Source organism: Streptomyces pimonensis (assembly GCF_041380215.1).
Classification (GTDB): Bacteria; Actinomycetota; Actinomycetes; order Streptomycetales; family Streptomycetaceae; genus Streptomyces; species Streptomyces pimonensis.
The window spans coordinates 218,047-241,179 of sequence record NZ_JAHWZY010000004.1 but is presented as its reverse complement, the minus strand read 5'-3'; the positions used below and the strand labels follow the sequence as shown (position 1 = coordinate 241,179).

The following is a 23,133-nucleotide window of genomic DNA, read 5'->3' as shown; positions in this document are numbered from 1 at the left end:
CCCAACGGTCACTTCGTGATGTGGGCGAGGAAGGCGGCCCATGCGGTGGGGGAGAGGCCGAGCCGGGGGCCCGGCGCGTCCTTCGAGTCGCGTATGAGGACGGCGGAGGGAGTGGCGGCCACCTCGACGCAGTTGGAGGCGTCGGGGCTGTAGGAGGACTTGCGCCATTGGCAATCGGGCATGGTGACTTCAGCTCTCCTGGGCGAGGCGGTGGATCAGGTCGCGGGACTCGGCGGGCTTGAGGGCGTTCGACTCCATACGGTCGAGCACTGAACGGTACTTGTCCAACTGGGCTTCCGCGTCCAGGAATTCGCACCCGTGGTGAGTGTCCAGCTGCACGGTGTCGAGCTGTGGGACGGGACCCAGCAGGTAGTCGATCGACTGTCCCGTTCCCGGGAAGGAACCCTTGCCGAACGGGATGACCCGAACGGTGACGTGGTCCAGTTCGCTCATGTCCAGCAGGTGCCGGAGCTGGGCGCGGACGGTCGTGGAGCCGCCGTACCCCATGTGCAGCGCGGACTCGTGGATCACCGCCGTGTAGGGCGGCGGGTTCTCGCGGTGGAGAATGCCCTGGCGCTTGATGCGGTGCGTCACGCGGTGCTCGATCTCGTACTGCCGCAACGGCGGCACCGCTTCGCAGAAGAGTGCACGAGCGTGGTCCGTGGTCTGCAGGAGCGCCGGGATGTGGACGACCAGCGCCACGCGCAGGGCTGCCGCGTGGTGCTCCAGTTCGGCGAGGTCGACGAGGCCCATCGGGAGATGCTCGCGGTACTCCTCCCACCAGCCTCGTGACCGCCGCCCGGTCATCGCGGCCAACGCGTCGACCAGCGCGGCGTCGGGGCAGGCGTAGGCGTGTGCCATGGAGTGGATCCGGTCGGCACTGACAGGCGTACGACCCGTCTCGATCATGCTGATGCGTGCCTGGTTGACGCCGAGCAGTTCACCGGCGGCAGTCGCGGTGAGGCCGGCCCGTTCACGAAGCTTGCGCAGCTCAGCGCCCAGTCTCCGCTGCCGCAGCGTCGGATTGTTCGTGGGCGGCAAAGTGTGTCCCTCCCGGCCGCGAGGCGGCGCGTTTCTCCCTCACACGAGTGAAGCATGGATGGTTTCCGCTGGCCTCGTAGGAACCATCTAACCATCGGCCCTACGGTGGTCACACGACGCTCGATCGCCTGCTCCGTGAGCCGGAAGTGCACCGCGAACCGCGGCACCGCCACCACCCGACGGAGTCGTCGAGCGAACCCGCGTGCCCCTTCAACTCCCCGGAGACGACCATGGTCACCGTAGCCCCGTCCCACCCCTGGACGTACGCCCTTCGCCTCCCCCGTGACCCCCGCGCGGTACGCGTCGCACGCATGACGGTGCGGGCCGCGCTCGACGGACACGGCAGGCAGGACGCCGTCGACGTCGTGGAGTTGCTGACGTCGGAGCTGGTCACCAACGCCTACCTGCACACCGAGGGGGCCGCCTCCCTGCGGCTCACGGGGCTGAGCGGCGGTCGGCTGCGGGTCGGGGTGTGGGACAGCGACCCGTGCGTTCCCGCCCCGTTCGGCGGGGCCGGCGCCGACTCCGTCCCGCTCGCTCCGCCCGACGCTGGTTCCGGGCGCGGGCTGCGTCTCGTGCAGGAGTACGCCGACTCCTGGGGAGGGTGGGCCCTCGGTGACGGCGCGCTGGGGCGAGGAGCCGGGAAGCTGCTCTGGTTCGAGGTGGGCGGGCGTGCCGCACTGCCCCTGTCGCGGAAGTGAACGATGCGGCCAGGGGGCGGGGCGGACGGGCAAGCGGCGGACGCCGTGACCGACGGCGGGCGGGGAGCCGGCCGGACCCACCGGTCCGACGGCATCCGTGAGGAAGCCCGCCCCGTACGGGTGCCCCGCCCGGCAGAACCCCCACGGGCAGCCCCCGCAGCGCTGAACCTCACCGCGCCGACCGCGCCCCCTGCCGGACATCTCTCACCGGACCCCCGCCCCGGGTGAGCGCAACGTTCCCTGCCGGTCACCGCCCGCCACAGCCACGAAACGCCCCCTCCCTACCTTCGGGACCAGCCCCTCGCGGCACCCGTCCGCGCCCCGGAGAGCAGTGGAGGCCCCATGACAGCCCGCAGCGGCCGCTGGATTCACGAGTGGGACCCGGAGGACGAGACCTTCTGGAACCGCACCGGAGAGAAGATCGCCCGCCGCAACCTGCTCTTCTCCGTGCTGTCCGAGCACATCGGGTTCTCGGTCTGGACGATGTGGTCCGTGCTGGTGCTCTTCATGGGTCCCGAGTACGGACTGACGCCCGCCGACAAGTTCCTGCTGACGTCGATGGTCACACTGGTCGGCGCCGTGGTCCGGGTGCCGTACACCTTCGCCGTCGCGGTCTTCGGCGGGCGGAACTGGACGGTGATCAGCGCGGGACTGCTGCTCGTGCCCACCGTCGCCGCGTTCGCCGTGATGGAGCCGGGGACGTCCTTCTCCACGTTCCTGCTGGTCGGCCTGCTGGCCGGGATCGGCGGCGGCAACTTCGCCTCCTCCATGACCAACATCAACGCCTTCTTCCCGCTGCGGAGGAAGGGCTGGGCGCTCGGGCTGAACGCCGGCGGCGGCAACATCGGCGTCCCGGTGATCCAGCTCGCCGCCCTGGCGATCATCGGCGCGAGCGGCGGACCGCGCGTGCTGCTCGGCGTCTACATCCCGCTGATCGTCGTCGCCGCCGTGCTCGCCGCGCTCTGCATGGACAACCTCGCCTCGGTGAGGAACGACACCGGCGCCGCCAGGGACGCCGCGCGGGACGCGCACACCTGGATCATGTCCTTCCTCTACATCGGCACCTTCGGCTCGTTCATCGGCTACAGCTTCGCCTTCGGCCAGGTACTGCAGAACCAGTTCGACCGCACCCCGCTGGAGGCCGCGTACGTCACCTTCATCGGGCCGCTGCTCGGCTCCCTGATCCGCCCGGTGGGCGGCTCGCTCGCCGACCGGTACGGCGGCGCGCGGATCACCCTGTGGAACTTCGTCGCCATGGGCGCGGCGACGGCGGTGCTGATCGTCGCCTCCGTGCAGCAGTCGCTGGCGCTGTTCACCGTCGCCTTCGTGGTGCTGTTCGTGCTGACCGGCCTCGGCAACGGGTCGACGTACAAGATGATCCCCGGCATCTTCCAGGCGAAGGCACGGGCCAAGGGGCTCACGGGTGAGGAGGCGGCCGCGTACGGGCGGCGGCTGTCGGGGGCGTCCATGGGGCTGATCGGCGCGGTGGGCGCGCTGGGCGGGGTCGGCATCAACCTGGCCTTCCGGCAGTCCTTCCTCTCCTACGGCTCCGGCACCGGCGCGTTCGTCGCCTTCCTCGCCTGCTACGCGGTCTGCTTCGCGGTCACCTGGGCGGTATACCTTCGCCGCCCGGCGGTCCGGCCGACGGGCACGGGTGCCGCCCCGCAGGAGAAGCCGCAGCTCAGCTACGCCGACGTATGACGCTGTGCCCATCCGGGGGGCGCCCCCCGGGCCCCCGGCCGAAGATCGCTCCCGCCGATCAGGACGGAACCGTGTATCAGTAACACCGTGGACATGAAGCCGAACCGAGCCCGTCACGCATCGTTGACAGGCTCGGCCGGCAGGGAGGTGGAGCCGCACCTCCCTGTGGTACGCCGACTCGAGCCGGGACGAGAGCCATGTACGACGAACAAGAGCAGCCGCCGGAACACGGGCCCCTCGCGGGGTTCACCGTGGGGGTGACCGCGGCGCGCCGGGCCGACGAGCTGGGCGCGCTGCTGGAACGGCGCGGAGCCGCCGTGCTGCACGCCCCGGCCCTGCGGATCGTGCCGCTCGCCGACGACAGCGAGCTGCTGGCCGCCACCAAGGACATCATCGGGCGGGCCCCGGACATCGCGGTCGCCACCACCGCCATCGGGTTCCGGGGCTGGGTGGAGGCCGCCGACGGCTGGGGGCTGGGCGAGGACCTGCTGGCGCGGCTGCGCGGGGTGCGGATCCTGGCGCGCGGCCCCAAGGTGAAGGGCGCGATCCGGGCCGCCGGGCTGACCGAGGAGTGGTCGCCGGCGTCGGAGTCGCTGGCCGAAGTGCTCGACCGGCTCCTCGAGGAGGGGGTCGACGGACTGCGGATCGCCGTACAGCTGCACGGTGAGCCGCTGCCCGGGTTCGTGGAGTCGCTGCGGGCCGGGGGAGCGGAGGTGGTGGGGGTGCCGGTCTACCGGTGGCTGCCGCCGGAGGACATCGGCCCGGTCGACCGCCTCATCGACGGATGCGTCGCCCGGAACCTGGACGCGGTCACCTTCACCAGCGCGCCCGCCGCCGCCTCCCTGCTGTCCCGCGCGCAGGAGCGCGGGCTGCTCGACGAGCTGCTCGCCGCGCTCGGCCACGACGTGCTGTCCGCCTGCGTCGGCCCGGTCACCGCGCTGCCGCTGCAGGCCCGCGGCATCGACACGGTGCAGCCCGAACGCTTCCGGCTCGGCCCGCTGGTCCAGCTGCTCTGCCGGGAACTGCCCGCACGGGCCCGCGCGTTGCCCGTCGCCGGGCACCGGGTGGAGATCCGGGGGCACGCGGTCCTGGTGGACGGCGCGCTCCGCCCCGTGCCGCCGGCCGGGATGTCCCTGCTGCGGGCGCTGTCCCGGCGGCCCGGCTGGGTCGTCTCCCGCGCGGAGCTGCTGCGCGCCCTTCCGGGCGCCGGCCGCGACGAGCACGCGGTGGAGACCGCCATGGCCCGCCTGCGCTCCGCCCTGGGCGCCCCGAAGCTGATCCAGACGGTCGTCAAGCGCGGCTACCGTCTCGCCCTGGACCCGGCGGCGGGGTCGAAGTACGACGCGGACGGGTGAGACGGCCCGTACCGGCCGCCACGGGCGACGGTGGACCTTGCGGCGCTCCGGGCCTTGGCGACGTGCTCCTCGAACCGCTCGCGGCGCACGGTGCCTGCCGCGTCGGACGACCGAGCGGCCCAGGGGTTCCGGCGGCCGGGGCGGGCGGGCACTGTGGGAGGGGAACGGCTTCCCGGATCGCTCACCGGCCCCGCGCGCGGGGCCAACCTAGGCGGTGACAGGAACATGGCACTGGGTACGGCCACGGCACCCCACGAACTGCGGTTCGACACCGGGCGGGTCTGCCTGGACCTGCTCGCGACCACCCATCCCGGGGAGCGGCTCGGCTCCGTGGAGGCGCTGCGCGCCTGGATCACCGGCTCCGGACTCGTGCCCGCGGGCACCGTGCTCGCCCACGCCGACGCCTCCTGGCTGCCGGCCTTCCGCGAACTGCGCGGGTGGCTGGCCCCGTTGGTGCGCGGCCGGCCGGCGCCCGGGGTCCCCTCGTACGACCTCGCGCTCGCCCGGGTGAACGAACTGGCCCGCGCGGCGCCCCCGGCGCCCCGCGCGGTGCCCGGTGAGGGCGGCGTGCTGGTGCGCCGCCTCGACGGCCCGCCCGGCCGGGCCGCGCTGCTCGCGGCCGTCGCGCGGGACGCGGTGGACCTGCTCACCGACCCCGTGGTGCGCGCAGGCCTGCGGCAGTGCGAGGGCGACGACTGCCCGATCGTGTACGTCGACACGTCCCGCGGGCGCAGGCGGCGCTGGTGCTCCAGCGAGGTCTGCGGCAACCGGGAGCGCGTGGCCCGCCACCGCCGGCGCGCGGCACTGGCGCGCGCCTGACCGAACTCCGGTGTCCCTCGCGGACCTTCCGTGCGCCGCCCGCGGGAAAGCGGTGAAGTGACGTTCGTGGCACCGCGGTTCACTGCCCCTGTGTCGTGACGTACGTCACACCGCTGCCGTTGTGCCGGAAACGCAGGGAAACGGCGGGGGATCGTGGGTCCGTGTCCCGGTCGTCACATGACCCCGCGGAAAACCGTCACCTCCCCCTGAACACCCGCCTCCCGCCGTCCGTACCGGTTGTCGGGCGACCGACGGGGAATCCCCCGGACACCGGAGGCGGGCGTGCGCAAGGATGCGGCCGTGGCCAATGAGCGCGGAGCGAGGGCCCGACATCGCATGTCCTCACAGCCCTCGGGGCCCGACGAGGAGCTGATGCGCGCTGTACCGCGAGCACGCCGGACCTCTGCCGGCCTCCGTCCTGCGACTGGTCGCCGGAGACCGGCAGCGCGCCGAGGACGTCGTCCGGGAAACGCTCATCCGTGCCCGGAAGGACGCCGGGCAGCCGGGTGACCGCGACCGTGACCCTGGAGAAGAAGCTCTGGGACACCGGGATCGTCACGGAGCCGAAGAACGTCAGGGGCGAGCGGAAGTGCTCGCTGACCGCCGTCGGCAGGAACGGCGAGCGCGAGACGGTGAACTCCTGGTCCGTCCCCGGCGAGGGCCACGGACTGCCGGACGCCAGGTCGGAGAAGGCCGGGCAGCCGCTGTACGTCCGGGGAGGCGCCGCCCTCCAGCCGAACGGGATCGACCACTTCCAGGTCATGACCTTCGACGGCGAGCCGCTCGTGGAGGTCGACGCGTAGCCTTCCGGGGCTCCCTTCGCGTACGGTTGACGGCTGCCCAGCACGTCAGAAGGGGGCCCGGTGGCCGCTCAGGCTCAACAGCAAACCGCGGTCGATCCGGTTCACGACTCCGTTCGCGACCGGGAGATCCGAGTCGAACAGGAACACCTCGACCGGGTGTACCGGCGCCTCGAGGAGAAGATCCACGAGGCCGAGTTCCTCATGCGCGACGCCGCCCGGCGCGGCCAGGTCGGCACGCCCGGCGCCCTCGCCGAGCGGGACGCCCAGGTCTTCCGGGCCGGTGTCCACCTCAACCGGCTGAACAACGAGTACGAGGACTTCCTCTTCGGCCGCATCGACCTGCTGCTCGGCAGGGACGGCAAGAAGGGCCCCGACGGCGCGTACACCGCCGTCGAGCCAGCCGAGGACGCCGTGCGCCCCGACAACACCGCCGACATCGCCGAGACCCTGCACATCGGCCGCATCGGCGTCCTGGACGAGGACTACGCCCCGCTGGTCATCGACTGGCGGGCGCCGGCCGCCGCCCCCTTCTACCGCTCCACCCCGGTCGACCCCGGCCGGGTCGTGCGCCGCCGCGTCATCCGCTCCAAGGGCCGCCGGGTCCGAAGCGTCGAGGACGACCTGATGCGCCCCGAGCTGACGGCGTCCCTGGACGGCCGCGAGCTGCCCGTGATCGGCGACGGCGCCCTGATGGCCGCGCTCGGCCAGGCCCGTACGCACACCATGCGGGACATCGTGGCGTCCATCCAGGCCGAGCAGGACCTGGTGATCCGCGCCCCCGCCGCCTCCGTGACGTACGTCGAGGGCGGCCCCGGCACCGGCAAGACCGCCGTCGCCCTGCACCGCGCGGCCTACCTCCTCTACCAGGACCGGCGCCGGTACGCGGGCGGCATCCTGATCGTCTCGCCCACCCCGCTCCTCGTCGCCTACACCGAGGGCGTGCTGCCCTCCCTCGGGGAGGAGGGCCAGGTCGCCGTCCGCGCCATCGGATCGCTGGTCGACGGCGCCGAGGCCACGCTGTACGACTCCCCGTCGGTGGCCCTCGCCAAGGGCTCGTACCGCATGCTGAAGGTGCTGCGGAAGGCCGCGCGCGGTGCGCTGGAGCGACACGATTCACCGCAGCGGCTGCGGGTCGTCGCCTTCGGCCGCCGCCTGGAACTGGAGGCGGAGGAACTGGCGGACGTCCGCCGCACCGCCCTCGGCGGCACCGCCCCGGTCAACCTGCTGCGCCCCCGCGCCCGCAAGCTGCTCCTCGACGCCCTGTGGGAGCGCTCCGGCGCCGGGCAGCGGCACACCGACCCGGAGCTGGCCGCGGAGCTGCGCGCCTCCTTCGACGAGGACGTCACCTCCGAGGACGACTTCACCGCCTTCCTCGACGCCTGGTGGCCCGAGCTGACCCCGGCCGCCGTCCTGGACGCCATGGCGGACGAGAGGCGCCTCGGCCGCTGGGCCCGGCGCGTCCTCAACCCGGGCGAGGTCCGCAAGGTCGCCCGCGCGCTGAAGCGCAGCGGCCGCTCCGTGCACGACATCGCGATGCTCGACGAGCTCCAGGCGATCCTCGGCGCCCCGGCCCGCCCCCGCAGGAAGCGCGAGCTCGACCCGCTGGACCAGCTCACCGGCCTGGAGGAGCTGATGCCGGTGCGCGAGGAGAGCCAGCGCGAGCGGGCCGAGCGGCTCGCCCAGGAGCGCGTCGAGTACGCGCACGTCATCGTCGACGAGGCCCAGGACCTCACCCCGATGCAGTGGCGCATGGTCGGCCGCCGCGGCCGGCACGCCACCTGGACGGTCGTGGGCGACCCGGCCCAGTCCTCCTGGTCCGACCCCGACGAGGCCGCCCAGGCCCGCGACGAGGCCCTCGGCAGCCGTCCGCGCCGCCGCTTCGAGCTCACCGTGAACTACCGCAACCCCGCCGAGATCGCCGAGCTGGCGTCGAAGGTCCTCGCCCTCGCCATGCCGGGCTCGCGGTCGCCGAGGGCGGTCCGCTCCACCGGCGTGGAGCCGCGCTTCTCCGTCGCCGGGGACCCGCTGGGCGAGACCGTGCGCGCGGAGGCGGCCCGGCTGCTGGACCGGGTGGACGGCACCGTCGGCGTGGTCGTCGCCATGCAGCGCCGCGAGGAGGCCCGGCGCTGGCTCGACGGGCTCGGCGACCGCGTGGTGGCGCTCGGCAGCCTGGAGGCCAAGGGCCTGGAGTACGACGCGACGGTCGTCGTCTCCCCGGCGGAGATCGCCGACGAGTCCCCGGCCGGCCTGCGGGTCCTGTACGTCGCCCTGACCCGGGCCACGCAGCAGCTGACGGTGGTCTCGGCGGACCGCGACGAGCCCGACGCGGCCGGGGTGCCGGATCTGCTGAGGGACTGAGGGGCGCCCGGAAAAAGGGTTGCGCCACGGGAATGGCGTCACCGGATCCGTTTGTTAGCCTTGACGTGGCACCGGCCCGATCCAAGCCCCCGGGCCCAACCTTAGTCGCTTCGAGCGACCACTTGCCGCGAGGCGAGCATGGCGGGTCGGTGTCACTCACGTGTTGAAGGGGCCCATGTCACTTCCCGGTGACATGGGTCCCTTCTCGTGCCCGGCCGCCTCCATGTGACGGAAAACTCTTTCCGCGGTGCGGTATGCGTCGGTGAACAAAACGTCCGCAATCCGGGGCGGCTACCGCGTACCCAGGGGTAGGTGCGACGATCGGACGGCACATTCAGCGGCACGGTGAAAGCAGAGGAAGTCGGCCATGGCAACGGCGCCCAGCGTCTCCTACTCGATGACGATCCGGCTGGAGGTGCCCGCGAGCGGAACCGCCGTATCGCAGCTCACCACGGCCGTGGAGTCCTCCGGAGGCTCGGTGACCGGTCTCGACGTCACCGCGTCGGGCCACGAGAAACTCCGCATCGACGTCACCATCGCGGCCTCCTCCACCGCGCACGCCGACGAGATCGTCGAGCAGCTGCGCGGCATCGAGGGCGTCATCCTGGGCAAGGTCTCCGACCGTACGTTCCTGATGCACCTCGGCGGCAAGATCGAGATGGCGTCGAAGCACCCCATCCGCAACCGTGACGACCTGTCCATGGTCTACACGCCCGGCGTGGCCCGGGTGTGCATGGCGATCGCGGAGAACCCCGAGGACGCCCGCCGCCTGACCATCAAGCGCAACTCCGTTGCGGTCGTGACGGACGGCTCCGCGGTGCTGGGCCTGGGCAACATCGGCCCGAAGGCCGCGCTGCCGGTGATGGAGGGCAAGGCGGCCCTGTTCAAGCGGTTCGCCGGCATCGACGCCTGGCCGCTCTGTCTGGACACCCAGGACACCGACGCGATCGTCGAGATCGTCAAGGCGATCGCCCCCGGCTTCGCCGGCATCAACCTCGAGGACATCTCCGCACCCCGCTGCTTCGAGATCGAGGCCCGGCTGCGCGAGGCCCTGGACATCCCCGTCTTCCACGACGACCAGCACGGCACCGCGATCGTCGTCCTGGCGGCCCTGACCAACGCCCTGCGGGTCACCGGCAAGGCCATCGAGGACATCCGCGTGGTGATGTCCGGCGCCGGCGCGGCCGGGACGGCCATCCTGAAGCTGCTGCTCGCCGCCGGGGTGAAGAACGCGGTGGTGGCCGACATCCACGGCGTCGTGCACGCCGACCGCGCCGACCTCGTCGGCGCCGCCCCCGGCTCCGCGCTGCGCTGGATCGCCGACAACACCAACCTCGAGAACCTCGCCGGCACCCTGAAGGAGGCCGTGCGCGGCGCGGACGTCTTCATCGGCGTCTCCGCCCCCAACGTCCTCGACGGCACGGACGTGGCCGCGATGGCCGAGGGTGCGATCGTGTTCGCGCTCGCGAATCCCGACCCCGAGGTGGACCCGACGATCGCCCGCCGGACGGCGGCCGTCGTCGCCACCGGCCGCTCCGACTTCCCCAACCAGATCAACAACGTGCTGGTCTTCCCGGGAGTCTTCCGCGGCCTGCTGGACGCCCAGTCCCACACCGTCAACACCGAGATGATGCTCGCCGCCGCGAAGGCCCTGGCCGACGTGGTCACCGAGGACGAGCTCAACCCGAACTACATCATCCCCAGCGTCTTCAACGACAAGGTCGCCGGCGCCGTCGCCGGAGCGGTGCGCGACGCGGCGAAGGCGGCGGGGGTGTCGGCCTCCCAGGGGAACCTGTCGCCCGGAGGGCTGTGAGGATCACCACGGCGGGTTGGAACCGGCGCGTCGGGGCACCCGGAGGTCCTGGCCGCCCTCTATGGTTGCGGCCGGGCCGTGACGCTCTTCGTGTGACTCCCCAGGGTGTTCTCACGACTCCTGCGGGTGCCGGATTGGCATTACCGCCGCAGGTAGAGGCAGGATGCGTCCCTGGGCGCGAGGGTCTGACGAGGGACCCGGGTCCGGGGACCCACCGAGGAACCTGGCAGCATCGGCTTGGCCGTGCCCGACATGCGGCTCCGCCGCGTGGCACGCCTCAACGGCAAGAAGAACACGGGAGTAACAACATGAACCGCAGTGAGCTGGTGGCCGCGCTGGCCGACCGCGCCGAGGTGACTCGCAAGGACGCCGACGCCGTGCTGGCCGCGTTCGCCGAGGTCGTCGGCGACATCGTCTCCAAGGGCGACGAGAAGGTCACCGTCCCCGGCTTCCTGACCTTCGAGCGCACCCACCGGGCCGCGCGCACCGCGCGCAACCCCCAGACCGGTGAGCCGATTCAGATCCCGGCGGGGTACAGCGTGAAGGTGTCGGCGGGCTCGAAGCTGAAGGAAGCCGCCAAGGGCAAGTAAGGGCGCGTGAGCGCCGTTCGGGCGCGGCGCCGTGGGCGACTGCCGGCGGTCCGTGGCTGATCGCGCAACTCCCCGCGCCCCCTCGGGGCGCTCGCACATACGCCGATGGGGCGGTCACCCGGAGTGGGTGACCGCCCCATCGGCGTAGGTGCGAAGACTCCTGCTATCCGAGCGCCTTGCCCGGGAGTTCGACCTTCGCACCCAGTTCCACGAGCTTCTCCATGAAGTTCTCGTAACCGCGGTTGATCAGGCCGATGCCGTGGACCCGGGAGGTGCCCTGGGCGGCGAGGGCGGCGATGAGGTAGGAGAAGCCGCCGCGCAGGTCGGGGATGACGAGGTCCGCGCCCTGGAGCCTCGTCGGGCCCGAGACGACCGCCGAGTGGAGGAAGTTGCGCTGGCCGAAGCGGCAGTCGGAGCCGCCCAGGCACTCGCGGTACAGCTGGATGTGCGCGCCCATCTGGTTGAGCGCGGAGGTGAAGCCGAGCCGGGACTCGTAGACCGTCTCGTGGACGATGGACAGGCCCGTCGCCTGGGTCAGCGCGACCACCAGCGGCTGCTGCCAGTCGGTCTGGAAGCCCGGGTGCACGTCCGTCTCCAGCGCGATGGACTTCAACTGCCCGCCGGGGTGCCAGAAACGGATGCCCTCGGCGTCGATCTCGAAGGCGCCGCCGACCTTCCGGTAGGTGTTCAGGAACGTCATCATCGAGCGCTGCTGGGCGCCGTGGACGTAGACGTTGCCCTCGGTCGCCAGCGCCGCGGACGCCCAGGAAGCGGCCTCCAGGCGGTCGGGGAGGGCACGGTGGGTGTAGCCGCCGAGCTTGTCCACACCGGTGACGCGGATGGTCCGGTCGGTGTCCATCGCGATGATCGCGCCCATCTTCTGCAGGACGCAGATCAGGTCCTCGATCTCCGGCTCCACTGCCGCGTTGGACAGGACGGTGACGCCCTCGGCGAGGACCGCCGTCAGCAGCACCTGCTCGGTCGCGCCGACCGAGGGGTACGGCAGCCGGATCTTGGTGCCGCGCAGCCGCTGCGGGGCCTCCAGGTACTGGCCGTCCGCCCGCTTCTCGATGGTCGCGCCGAACTGCCGCAGCACGTCGAAGTGGAAGTCGATGGGCCGGCCGCCGATGTCGCAGCCGCCGAGACCCGGGATGAACGCGTGCCCGAGCCGGTGCAGCAGCGGGCCGCAGAACAGGATCGGGATCCGCGAGGATCCGGCGTGGGCATCGATGTCGGCGACGTTGGCGCTCTCCACGTACGTGGGGTCGAGCACCAGCTCGCCGGGCTCCTCGCCCGGACGGACCGTCACGCCGTGCAGTTGCAGCAGCCCCCGGACGACCCGGACGTCACGGATGTCCGGGACGTTGCCCAGACGGCTCGGTGCGCTGCCCAGCAGCGCGGCGACCATGGCCTTCGGTACGAGGTTCTTCGCACCGCGGACACGGATCTCGCCCTCCAGCGGGGTCCCGCCGTGGACAAGCAGTACGTCATCAGCGCCGTTGACGGTCATGAATCTCGCGTTCCGTGGGAGTGGGGCAGGGGCCAGAAGGGAAAGGGTAGTCGCCCTCGGCCCCCCTTCCGTAAGCCCGAGGAGGGCCCCGGGACGTCATGGCTCTGTCACAACACGGAACGTTCCGGGGAGGGCACGCCCGGTCACCGTCCTCGCCGTGCGCCGCGGACGCCCCGTCCGCCCGTCCGCCCCCCGCCACCGCCCGCGAACGGGGCCCCACCGGGCCGCACCCTCGCATCGCGGCCGTGTTCACTCCCGTACCCCGTTGTCTCCCCACGCGGGAGCGGGATGCGGGATCATGTCTGGCATGACCGAGGTGTCCTCGCTCACAGGGCGGCTGCTCGTGGCCACTCCCGCCCTGGCGGACCCGAACTTCGACCGTGCGGTGGTGCTCCTCCTCGACCACGACGAGGAGGGCTCCCTCGGTGTCGTCCTGAACCGTCCGACGCCGGTGGACGTGGGCGACATCCTGGAGGGCTGGGCGGATCTGGCCGGCGAACCGGGTGTCGTCTTCCAGGGCGGCCCGGTGTCACTGGACTCGGCCCTCGGCGTCGCCGTCGTCCCCGGCGGGACGGGCGGGGACGACGCGCCGCCGGGCTGGCGCCGGGTGCACGGCGCGATCGGGCTGGTCGATCTGGAGGCCCCGCCGGAGCTGCTCGCCTCCGTCCTCGGCTCGCTGCGCATCTTCGCCGGATACGCCGGCTGGGGTCCCGGCCAGCTGGAGGACGAGCTGGCGGACGGCGCCTGGTACGTCGTGGAGTCGGAACCCGGCGACGTCTCCTCGCCCTCCCCGGAGCGGCTCTGGCGCGAGGTGCTGCGCCGCCAGCGCAACGAGCTGGCGATGGTGGCCACCTATCCGGACGACCCTTCGCTCAACTGATGCGTGTGAGCTTCAGTACCCTTGGCTGTTATGAGCACTCTTGAGCCCGAGCGCGGGACTGGTACGGGGACCCTCGTCGAGCCGACGCCGCAGACCTCCCACGGTGACGGTGACCACGAGCGCTTCGCCCACTACGTCCAGAAGGACAAGATCATGGCGAGCGCCCTCGACGGGACCCCCGTCGTGGCGTTGTGCGGCAAGGTGTGGGTGCCCGGCCGCGACCCGAAGAAGTACCCGGTGTGCCCCATGTGCAAGGAGATCTACGAGTCCATGGGCGCCGGCGGCGACGACAAGGGCAAGGGCGACAAGTAGTCCGTCCCCTCCCTCCGCCGGTCCGGTCCTCCCGAGGCCCCCGGGGTGTGCTGTGCGCGTCCCGGGGGCCTTTGTGCCGTCCGCGGCGTTGCACAGGGCGCGTCCAGTGGCCACGGAGTGGTGGAGACCTCCTGTGGCGCGGCCCGTCCAGTCCCTGGCCTCCGGTGTGTTGTGCACAGCGAAGTCGCCATCGCGTATGTCGCAACGTGCGCGGAGGGGTGACTCCATGGAGCTGTCCGCCCGCCTGGCCGCCGCCGCGGCCGTCCCCGCCACCGCCGCCCACGCGCCTCGGACCTCGGACCTCGGGAACCTCCTCCTCCGACGAGGACGAGAGGACCGGCGCCCTCCGCGTCCGGCTCTTCCGGGAGGTCGACGACAGGCCCGAGGAACAGGTCGTCGACGCCGTCCCCGCCGGGTCGGAGAAGGCGTACGAGGGCACCGACGTCACCGTCGGGCACCTCCCCGTCGAGGCCCGCGCCCAGCGCGTCAAGGCGGCCCTCAACGACCCGGAGTCCGCGCCCGACCTCATCGAGTACGGCAACACCGACACCGCCGGTCATGTGCAAGGACGGCGGACTCGCCGACGTCACCGAGGAGTTCGGGGCCCGGGACGAGGACGAGGACACCGACCCGGCCGCCGGGCAGTCGGTCACCGTCGACGGCAGCGTCCACGGAGCCCTCGTACTCCGTCGGCGTCCGCGCGCTCTGCTGCCGCACCGACGTCTTCGGCGAGCCCGGCCCCGACGTCCCGAGGAACCAGGCCGAGCCGGTCTCCACGGCGAAGGAGGTCCACGCCGCGAGACCCGGGATGTACGGCACCGCGGCCGGCGGCGCCTGCACCTACGGCACGATGTCCTTCGTCCGGGCCCGCGGCGGTGAACCCGCCACCGGCGAGGACGACTCGCACGTCTCCGCCACCGACAGTGCCGACTCCCGTGAGGGCATCGAGGCGTGCTCCTCCCCTGCTCCTGCGGGCAGGCGTTCGCGTCCTCGCAGTACAGCCTCGGCGCGGTGATCGGTGCGGCGATCGGTGTGCCGATCCTGCTCGCCGTGACGCTGGTGTGCCTGCGAATCTTGCACCGTCAGGGGGAGGAACGGTGAGCCTTGTGAGCCGGGGCGGGAAACCCCGGGTGAACCCTGCGCGCCGGTTCGTGCGGCGTCCGGGGCGGCCGGCGGCCGAGTCGGCGGCGCTGCTGATCGCCGCGGTGGTGGCCTTCCCGCTGTACTGGATGGTGCCGGGCGCCTGCGAGCCCGGCCGGCGAGACCGAGTCGGCCGAGCCGCGTCCCTGGGCCCTGGAGCCCATGCCGGATTCCTTCCGGCGGGTGTTCGGACAACAGGAATTCGGCCGGTGCTTCCTCGACAGCGTCGTCGTCGCCCTCGCCGTGGTGGTCGCCTCCGCGCTGATCGCCTTTCCCGCCGCGACCGCCGTGACGCGATTCCGGTTCCGGCTGCGGACCACCTCGCTGATCGTGTTTCCGGTGGCCCGGACGGCGCCCGTGGAAGCGCTGACCATCCCGTTGTTCCTCGTCATGCGGGACTTCGGCCAGTCGGACACGCTGTGGTCGCCGGTCCTGCCGCGCATCGCGTTCTCCCTGCCGTTCACGATCTGGACGCTCCGGGGGTCCGTGAAGGCCGTTCTGGAGGCGCTGGAGGAGGCCGCCTGCACCGACGGGGCGAGCCGCGCGCTTTCTTCCGGCAGATCCTTTTCCCGCTCGTCCTGCCGGGCCCGGTCGCCACCAGCGTGTTCTCCTCCGTCCCCACCTGGAACGACTCCCCGTTCGCCAAGTCCCCCGTCATCGGCGACATCTCGCAGTCGACCCTGCCGATGGCACTGCTGGTCCTCCGCGAACTTGACGAGCCGGACCGGGGCGGGGTCATGGCGGCGTCCACGGTGATGACGATTCCGGTACCGGTCTTCTTCGTACTCGTACAGCGGCGTCTGGTCTCCGGACCGGGCGGCGCGGTGAAGGACTGACGTGACTGAACTGATTCCAGCGCCCCGCAGTGTCGTCGCCGGCTCCGGCGAGATGCGGCTGACGGCACACTCCCGGATCCACGCCGGTCACGGGACGGAGGGCGTCGGCCATTGGCTGCGCACCGTCCTGCGGCAGGCCACCGGACTGCCGCTGCGCGAAGGGTGCGAACCCGACGACACGGGCGGGGACGGCATCGGGCTCCGGCTCGGTCCCGGGCTGGGCCCGGAGGAGTACCGCCTCGTCAGCGACGGGGACGGGGTCCTCCTCGAGGGCGGCAGCGCGGCCGGTGTCTTCCGGGGCGCCCAGACGCTGCGGCAGCTGCTCGGCCCCGAGGCGTTCCGCAGGGCCCCGGTCCGCCGCGACCGGATCTGGGCGGTGCCGTACGTCACGATCGAGGACTCCCCCCGCTTCCGCTGGCGCGGGATGATGCTCGACGTCGCCCGGCACTTCACCCCCAAGGAAGGCGTGCTGCGCCAACTCGATCTGATGGCGGCGCACAAACTCAACGTCCTCCACTTCCACCTGACGGACGACCAGGGCTGGCGCATCGAGATCCAGCGGTATCCGAGGCTCACCGAGATCGGCTCCTGGCGTGCCCGGACGAAAATCGGCCACCGTGCGTCACCGCTGTGGGACGACAGGCCGCACGGCGGTCACTACACCCAGGACGACATCCGCGAGATCGTCGCCTACGCCGCCGAGCGGCATATCGGCGTCGTCCCGGAGATCGACGTCCCCGGGCACTCCCAGGCCGCCATCGCCGCGTATCCGGAACTCGGCAACTCCGATGTCGTCGACACCGCCTCCCTGACCGTCTGGGACACCTGGGGGATCAATCCGAACGTACTGGCCCCCACCGACAACACCCTGCGTTTCTACGAAGGGGTGCTCGAGGAGGTACTGGAACTCTTCCCCGCGGACGCCGGCCCCTTCTCGTCGTTCGTGCACATCGGCGGCGACGAATGCCTCAAGGACCAGTGGCGGGATTCGGACATCGCGCAGAAGCGGATCGGCAGCCTCGGTCTGGCCGACGAGGACGCGCTCCAGTCCTGGTTCGTCGGGCACTTCGACAGGTGGCTGGCCGCACGGGGCCGCCGGCTGATCGGCTGGGACGAGATCCTGGAGGGCGGCCTGGCCCCCGGCGCCGCCGTCTCGTCCTGGCGCGGTTACTCCGGCGGGGTCACCGCCGCCCGCGCGGGGCACGACGTGGTCATGTGCCCCCAGCAGTACGTGTACCTGGACTACCGTCAGGACGCGGGCCCCGACGAGCCGGTGCCGATCGGGTACGTGCGCACCCTGGAGGACGTCTACCGGTTCGAGCCCGTGCCGTCGGAGCTGACGGGCGAGGAGGCCGCGCGGGTGCTGGGCGCCCAGGCCAACGTGTGGACCGAGGTGATGGAGGACCAGGGGCGCGTCGACTACCAGACGTACCCCCGGCTCGCCGCGCTCGCCGAGGTCGCCTGGAGCGACCTGCCCGCCCCCGCCGACCGGGACTTCGCCGACTTCGAACGCCGGATGACCGCCCACTACCGGCGGCTGGACGCCCTCGGGGTCGCCTACCGGCCGCCCACCGGGCCACTGCCCTGGCAGAAGCGCCCGGGCGTCCTGGGGCGCCCGATCGACGGCCCGCCGCCGCACCAGTAGCCTCCGCCCCGGGGGCCCGGCGCGGGCGGCCCGCGCCGGGCCCCCGAACGGGGCGCGCGCACCTGTTCGCGCCGCGTCGAACGGGTCGTGCGAAACGGGTACGAAGGCCTCCGAAGGGCGCCGACCCCCAACGCACCGGTGATGTGGGGCGTAACCGGCCGTGTCCGGGGTGAAGGGGGCGAACGCCTCCTGGCGGACCCCCGTCCTCGGCACCTGCCAAGATGTGCCAGAGTTGCCACGTCCGGCCTGTCAGCACGTACCGTACGGCAGCACAGGTGGGACCAGGTGGGGCAGCGGGAAGGGGCAGCCGGACTTGAGCACGCACGCACCGCAGGCGGCGCAGGCCGTGACGCTGCCCACGACACTCGACGAAGCCGTGGCGGCGCTCACGGCGATGCCCGCCGCCGTGCCCGTCGCGGGCGGCACCGACCTGATGGCCGCCGTCAACTCCGGGCAGCTCAGGCCCGCCGCGCTGGTCGGTCTCGGCAGGATCAGCGAGATCCGCGGCTGGCAGTACCTGGACGGGCACGCGCTGCTCGGCGCCGGTCTCACCCACGCGCGCATCGGCCGCCCCGACTTCGCCGCCCTCATCCCGGCGCTCGCCGCCTCCGCGCGTGCCGCCGGACCGCCGCACATCCGCAACGCGGGCACCCTGGGCGGCAACATCGCCTCCGCCGCCCCCACCGGGGACGCGCTGCCGGTGCTGGCCGCGCTGGAGGCGACGCTGATCATCGCGGGTCCGGGCGGAGTCCGCCGCGAGCTTCCGGTGTCGCACCTGCTGGCCGGGATGGACCTGTTGCGCCCCGGCGAGCTCATCGGCTACGTGCGCGTGCCGCTGCTGCACGCCCCCCAGGTCTTCCTGAAGGCGACCGGCCGCACCGGCCCCGGCCGCGCGGTCGCCTCCGTCGCCCTGGTGCTCGACCCGGCCCGCCGCGGGGTGCGCTGCGCGGTGGGCGCCATCGCGCCGATGCCGCTGCGGCCCCTGCAGGCCGAGCAGTGGGTCGCGCAGCTCATCGACTGGGACAACGACCGCTCGATCGTGCCCGAGGCGCTGAACGCGTTCGGGGAGTACGTCGCCGCGGCCTGCGTCCCCGACGCCGCCCCCGGCGAGGACGGCGCCGTGCCACCGCTCCCGCCCGCTGTACTGCACCTGCGGCGCACCGTCGCCGCGCTGGCCCGACGAGCACTGGGGAGGGCGCTGTCGTGACCGACGACCAGCACGGACAGGGCACGCCCCCGGGCGGCAGCCGCTGGGACCCGCTGCCCCAGGGCGACTACGACGACGGCGCCACGGCCTTCGTGAACCTCCCCGAGGGCGGCATCGACGCCCTGCTGGACTCCATGCAGAGCCCGCTCGCCGCGCCCGGCCACGGCTACGTGCCACCGCAGATCACGGTCGACCCGGCGGCCGGCGCGGGCGCCGACCCGGCGGTCACCGGCTCCTGGGGCGTGCCCGGCGTGCCCGTCGACGGCGCCCAGTGGCACGACCCCGAGGCGGGCGCGGCGCCGGGGGACCGGTTCACGTACGACCCCGGCACGACCGGGCAGTGGGCCTACGGGGAGGGCGCAGCGGGGAACCCGGCGCCGCCGGGGCACGACGTCACCGGTCAGTGGTCGATCCCCGTGGCCGACGGCGACCTGCCGGACGAGTCGGGCGAGTTCACCGCGTCCTCCCTGGCCGGGCAGTGGGGCGGCACTCCGCCGGCCACCCTCCCGGGCGGCGCTTTTGCCCCCTGGGCGCCTCCTGAGGAGATCGGCCGCCCGTGGGGGCCCGGCGTGCCCGGGGTCCCGCAGGACGAGGGCCAGGAGCCGCGGGGCGGCGAACACGGCCCCGTGCAGGACCGGCAGGAGCCCGGCCCCCGGCCCCGTACCGACGGCCCCGCCCCCCAGCAGCCGCCCGGCGCGGACGCGTACGGCGGACAGCCCCTGTCCGCCGCCGAACCACTGCCGTACGCCGAGCCCGACAGCCGGGACGCCGGTCCCGTGTCCGAGCGGCGGTTCGACGCGGACGGGTACGACGGACAGTCCGGGCACGCCGGGCCCCGGTCGGCCGGTGTGCCCCAGCCGTTCGCCGCTGAGGGGCGTGCGGAGTCGCAGTGGCAGTCGGAGGCGGAGGCTGCTGAGGGGCGTGCGGAGTCGCAGTGGCAGTCGGAGGCGGAGGCCGGCGAGGACGTTCCGGCCGGACTCCGGGAGCACCCGCACACCGGCGGCCAGGACGCCCCGGAGCCCGTTCCCGGGACCGTCGAGGACTCCGAGGCCCCGGTGGACGCCGATGGGTCTCCCGAGACCCCCGAGGCCCCCGAGGGCCCGCCGGAGCCCTCCGCGGCCCCCGCCGAGCCGGCCCCGGACGCGGAACCGGAGACGGGACCCGCCGACGCCGGTCACCCGGACGCCGACCCGGTGCCCGACGCTCCGGACACCCAGGGCGTCCCGGACGAACCGGGTGGGCCGGACGCGGCGCACGGGGCGGACGACCCGCCGCCACCGCACGACGACCACCCCCTCGCCTCCTACGTGCTCCGTGTCAACGGCACCGACCGGCCCGTCACCGACGCCTGGATCGGTGAGTCGCTGCTGTACGTGCTGCGCGAGCGGCTCGGCCTCGCCGGCGCCAAGGACGGCTGTTCCCAGGGCGAGTGCGGGGCCTGCAACGTGCAGGTCGACGGCCGGCTGGTGGCGTCCTGCCTGGTCCCGGCCGTCACCGCGGCCGGCAGCGAGGTCCGTACCGTCGAGGGACTGGCGCAGGACGGCCGGCCCTCCGACGTGCAGCGGGCGCTCGCGCGGTGCGGCGCCGTGCAGTGCGGCTTCTGCGTGCCGGGCATGGCGATGACCGTGCACGACCTCCTGGAGGGCAACCCCGCGCCCACCGAACTGGAGACCCGACAGGCCCTGTGCGGCAACCTCTGCCGCTGCTCCGGCTACCGGGGTGTGGTGAACGCCGTCAAGGAGGTCGTCGCCGAACGCGGGGCGCACGCCGCGTCCGCCGAGGACGACTCCGACGGCGAGGCGGACCCGCCCCGCATCCCGCACCAGGCGGGCCCCGGCGCCGGCGGCGTCAACCCCTCGGCGTTCGGCGCTCCCGAGTCCGACCAGCAGCCCCATGACCAGCCCCACGGCCCGGACGGAGGCCAGGCGTGACCAACGAAGCAGCCATCGCGCAGGCCGTGGAGGCCGTCCTCGAGGCGGAACCGCTCCCGCACGGACTCGGCGTCTCCCTCCCGGTCGCCGACGCCCGCGCCAAGACCGAGGGCACCTTCCCGTACGCCGCCGACCTGTGGGCCGAGGGCCTGCTGTGGGCGGCCGTGCTGCGCTCGCCGCACCCGCACGCGCGCATCGTGTCCATCGACACCACGCACGCGCGTGAGATGCCCGGCGTCCGCGCGGTGGTCACGCACGAGGACGTCCCCGGCGACCCGGTGCACGGCCGCGGCACGGCCGACCGCCCGGTCTTCGCCTCCGAGGTCGTACGTCACCACGGCGAGCCCATCGCGGCCGTCGCCGCCGACCACCCGGACACCGCGCGGTTGGCCGCCGCCACCGTCATCGTCGAGTACGAGGTGCTCGACCCGGTGACCGACCCCGAGCAGGCGTTCGAGGCCGAACCGCTGCACCCCGACGGCAACCTGATCCGGCACATCCCGCTGCGCCACGGCGACCCGGACGCGGCCGGCGACGTCGTCGTCGAGGGCCTGTACCGCATCGGCCGCCAGGACTCCGCCCCGGTCGGCGCCGAGGCCGGCCTCGCCGTGCCCCGCCCGGACGGCGGGGTCGAGCTGTACCTGGCCTCCACCGACCCGCACGGCGACCGGGACACCGTCGCCGCCGTCCTCGGCCTGACACCCGAACGGGTGAAGGTCGTCGTCACCGGCGTGCCCGGCGCCACCGCCGACCGCGAGGACCGCAGCTTCCAGCTCCCGCTCGGCCTGCTGGCGCTGCGGACCGGCTGCCCGGTGAAGCTCGCCGCCACGCGCGAGGAGTCCTTCCTCGGCCACACCCACCGCCACCCCACCCTGCTGCGCTACCGCCACCACGCCGACGCCGAGGGCAGGCTGGTGAAGGTCGAGGCGCAGATCCTGCTCGACTCGGGCGCCTACGCCGACACCTCCTCCGACGCCCTGGCCGCCGCCGTCGCCTTCGCCTGCGGCCCGTACGTCGTCCCCAACGCCTTCATCGAGGGCTGGGCCGTGCGCACCAACAACCCGCCCTCCGGCCATGTGCGCGGCGAGGGCGCGATGCAGGTCTGCGCCGCCTACGAGGCGCAGATGGACAAACTGGCCAAGAAGCTCGGCGTCGACCCGGCGGAGCTGCGCCTGCGCAACGTGATGGCCACCGGCGACGTGCTGCCCACCGGCCAGACGGTGACCTGTCCGGCCCCGGTCGCGGAACTCCTGGAGGCGGTGCGGGACTTCCGGCTGCCGCCGCTGCCCAAGGACACCCCCGAGGACGAGTGGCTGCTGCCCGGCGGCCCCGAGGGCGCGGGCGAGCCGGGCGCGGTGCGCCGCGGTGTGGGCTACGGGCTCGGCATGGTGCACGTGCTCGGCGCGGAGGGCGCGGACGAGGTGTCCACGGCCACCGTGCGGGTCCAGGACGGCGTGGCGACCGTGCTGTGCGCGGCCGTGGAGAGCGGCCAGGGCTTCTCCACCCTGGCCCGGCAGATCGTCCAGGAGGTCCTCGGCGTCGACGAGGTGCACGTGGTGCCCGTCGACACCGACCAGCCCTCGGCCGGCGCGGGCTGCCGGAGCCGGCACACATGGGTGTCGGGCGGTGCGGTGGAGCGCGCGGCGAAGATGGTCCGCACCCAGCTCCTCCAGCCCCTCGCGCACAAGTTCGGCATGTCCACCGAACTGCTCCAGATCACCGACGGCAGGATCACCTCGTACGACGGTGTGCTGTCCACGACCGTCACCGAGGAACTGGACGGCAAGGAGCTGTGGGCCACCGCCCAGTGCCGTCCGCATCCGACGGAGCCGCTGGACGGGTCCGGCCAGGGCGACGCCTTCGTCGGCATGGCCTTCTGCGCGGTCCGCGCGGTGGTCGACGTCGACATCGAGCTCGGCTCGGTGCGGGTCGTGGAGCTGGCGGTCGCCCAGGACGTGGGCCGGGTGCTGAACCCGGCGCAGCTGGCCGCCCGGATCGAGGCGGGCGTGACCCAGGGCCTGGGCGCCGCGCTCACCGAGAACCTGCGCACGCCGCGCGGGCTGGTCCGCCACCCCGACCTGACCGGGTACGCCCTCCCGACGGCGCTGGACGCTCCGGACATCCACATCGTGAAGCTGGTCGAGGAGCGGGACGTGGTCGCGCCGTTCGGTGCGAAGGCGGTCAGCGCGGTGCCGGTGGTGACCTCGCCGGCGGCGATCGCCTCCGCAGTACGGGCCGCCACGGGCCGCCCGGTGAACCGCCTGCCGATCCGTCCGCAGGCCGCGGTGGTGACCGGGGGCTGAAACCCGCGGCCGGTCGACTCCCGCGGGGAGGCAACGGCGGCCGGTCGACTCCCGCGGGGAGGCAACGAACGGGGCCGCCGGAGCGTCTTGGGTGGTGGGCGCTTCGGTTCGCCGTCCCCGGTCCGGGGGCGTTGTCAGTGGTGCCGCGTAGTGTTCCGAGCAGTGGGGGACGGCTGCCGGATCCGGGA

At 73.2% G+C, this 23,133-nt stretch carries 16 protein-coding genes and 4 pseudogenes; 17 read left to right on the top strand and 3 right to left on the bottom strand.

The features are described from left to right. Positions 1 to 8 precede the first annotated feature (8 nt). Positions 9 to 182 (bottom strand): DUF397 domain-containing protein, encoded by a 174-nt coding sequence (locus KYY02_RS06650; RefSeq protein WP_371236524.1) that lies wholly within the window; start codon positions 180 to 182, stop codon positions 9 to 11. A gap of 7 nt (positions 183 to 189) precedes the next feature. Further along, positions 190 to 1,041, bottom strand: coding sequence for a helix-turn-helix domain-containing protein (locus tag KYY02_RS06645; RefSeq protein ID WP_371236523.1), 852 nt, complete (start codon positions 1,039 to 1,041; stop codon positions 190 to 192). Between the two features lie 230 nt (positions 1,042 to 1,271). Here KYY02_RS06645 and KYY02_RS06640 point away from each other — a divergent pair, with 230 nt between their 5' ends. From KYY02_RS06640 to KYY02_RS06600, 9 genes and pseudogenes are all read left to right on the top strand, one after another. Beyond that, a complete protein-coding gene (locus KYY02_RS06640) occupies positions 1,272 to 1,742 on the top strand; it encodes an ATP-binding protein (RefSeq protein WP_371236522.1) in 471 nt (156 codons plus the stop codon). A gap of 342 nt (positions 1,743 to 2,084) precedes the next feature. Beyond that, entirely contained in the window at positions 2,085 to 3,443 is a 1,359-nt protein-coding gene (locus tag KYY02_RS06635) for a nitrate/nitrite transporter (RefSeq protein ID WP_371236521.1), read from the top strand. 197 nt (positions 3,444 to 3,640) lie between these two features. Next, positions 3,641 to 4,798, top strand: a complete 1,158-nt coding sequence (locus KYY02_RS06630) for a uroporphyrinogen-III synthase (RefSeq protein ID WP_371236520.1) — start codon at positions 3,641 to 3,643, stop codon at positions 4,796 to 4,798. A gap of 225 nt (positions 4,799 to 5,023) precedes the next feature. Continuing rightward, positions 5,024 to 5,617: a CGNR zinc finger domain-containing protein gene (locus KYY02_RS06625; RefSeq protein ID WP_371236519.1), complete on the top strand. Its 594-nt coding sequence runs from the start codon at positions 5,024 to 5,026 to the stop codon at positions 5,615 to 5,617. Between the two features lie 336 nt (positions 5,618 to 5,953). Then, positions 5,954 to 6,119: pseudogene (locus KYY02_RS06620) on the top strand (sigma-70 family RNA polymerase sigma factor); the annotation flags it as partial. Then, positions 6,097 to 6,420: pseudogene (locus tag KYY02_RS06615) on the top strand (RNA polymerase subunit sigma); the annotation flags it as partial. The pseudogenes KYY02_RS06620 and KYY02_RS06615, both read left to right, overlap by 23 nt. A 60-nt stretch (positions 6,421 to 6,480) precedes the next feature. Continuing rightward, positions 6,481 to 8,778 (top strand): HelD family protein, encoded by a 2,298-nt coding sequence (locus tag KYY02_RS06610; RefSeq protein ID WP_371236518.1) that lies wholly within the window; start codon positions 6,481 to 6,483, stop codon positions 8,776 to 8,778. Between the two features lie 367 nt (positions 8,779 to 9,145). Continuing rightward, positions 9,146 to 10,591: an NAD-dependent malic enzyme gene (locus KYY02_RS06605; RefSeq protein WP_371236517.1), complete on the top strand. Its 1,446-nt coding sequence runs from the start codon at positions 9,146 to 9,148 to the stop codon at positions 10,589 to 10,591. 308 nt (positions 10,592 to 10,899) lie between these two features. Then, the gene (locus tag KYY02_RS06600) at positions 10,900 to 11,181 is read left to right on the top strand and encodes an HU family DNA-binding protein (RefSeq protein ID WP_004987462.1); all 282 of its coding nucleotides are present in this window, start codon (positions 10,900 to 10,902) and stop codon (positions 11,179 to 11,181) included. Between the two features lie 163 nt (positions 11,182 to 11,344). Here KYY02_RS06600 and murA read toward each other — a convergent pair whose 3' ends face one another. Next, positions 11,345 to 12,691: a UDP-N-acetylglucosamine 1-carboxyvinyltransferase gene (murA, locus tag KYY02_RS06595; protein WP_371236516.1), complete on the bottom strand. Its 1,347-nt coding sequence runs from the start codon at positions 12,689 to 12,691 to the stop codon at positions 11,345 to 11,347. A 307-nt stretch (positions 12,692 to 12,998) separates the two neighbouring features. Between murA and KYY02_RS06590 the strand changes: the two genes are divergently transcribed. The 8 genes and pseudogenes from KYY02_RS06590 (at position 12,999) to KYY02_RS06555 (ending at position 22,945) form a co-directional block, all read left to right on the top strand. Continuing rightward, a complete protein-coding gene (locus KYY02_RS06590; protein WP_371236515.1) occupies positions 12,999 to 13,571 on the top strand; it encodes a YqgE/AlgH family protein in 573 nt (190 codons plus the stop codon). A 30-nt stretch (positions 13,572 to 13,601) separates the two neighbouring features. Next, positions 13,602 to 13,883: a DUF3039 domain-containing protein gene (locus KYY02_RS06585; protein ID WP_073931595.1), complete on the top strand. Its 282-nt coding sequence runs from the start codon at positions 13,602 to 13,604 to the stop codon at positions 13,881 to 13,883. A 975-nt stretch (positions 13,884 to 14,858) separates the two neighbouring features. Beyond that, positions 14,859 to 14,984 (top strand): annotated as a pseudogene (locus KYY02_RS06580) (sugar ABC transporter permease); the annotation flags it as partial. 29 nt (positions 14,985 to 15,013) lie between these two features. Then, a pseudogene (locus tag KYY02_RS06575) lies at positions 15,014 to 15,859 on the top strand (carbohydrate ABC transporter permease). A gap of 1 nt (position 15,860) precedes the next feature. After that, positions 15,861 to 17,504 (top strand): beta-N-acetylhexosaminidase, encoded by a 1,644-nt coding sequence (locus tag KYY02_RS06570; protein WP_371236514.1) that lies wholly within the window; start codon positions 15,861 to 15,863, stop codon positions 17,502 to 17,504. Between the two features lie 313 nt (positions 17,505 to 17,817). Further along, positions 17,818 to 18,711, top strand: coding sequence for an FAD binding domain-containing protein (locus KYY02_RS06565; RefSeq protein ID WP_371236513.1), 894 nt, complete (start codon positions 17,818 to 17,820; stop codon positions 18,709 to 18,711). Continuing rightward, a complete protein-coding gene (locus KYY02_RS06560; protein ID WP_371236512.1) occupies positions 18,708 to 20,642 on the top strand; it encodes a 2Fe-2S iron-sulfur cluster-binding protein in 1,935 nt (644 codons plus the stop codon). The genes KYY02_RS06565 and KYY02_RS06560 overlap by 4 nt, the downstream gene beginning before the upstream one ends. Continuing rightward, positions 20,639 to 22,945, top strand: coding sequence for a xanthine dehydrogenase family protein molybdopterin-binding subunit (locus tag KYY02_RS06555; protein WP_371236511.1), 2,307 nt, complete (start codon positions 20,639 to 20,641; stop codon positions 22,943 to 22,945). Before KYY02_RS06560 ends, KYY02_RS06555 begins: the two co-directional genes overlap by 4 nt. Positions 22,946 to 23,133: the final 188 nt, after the last annotated feature.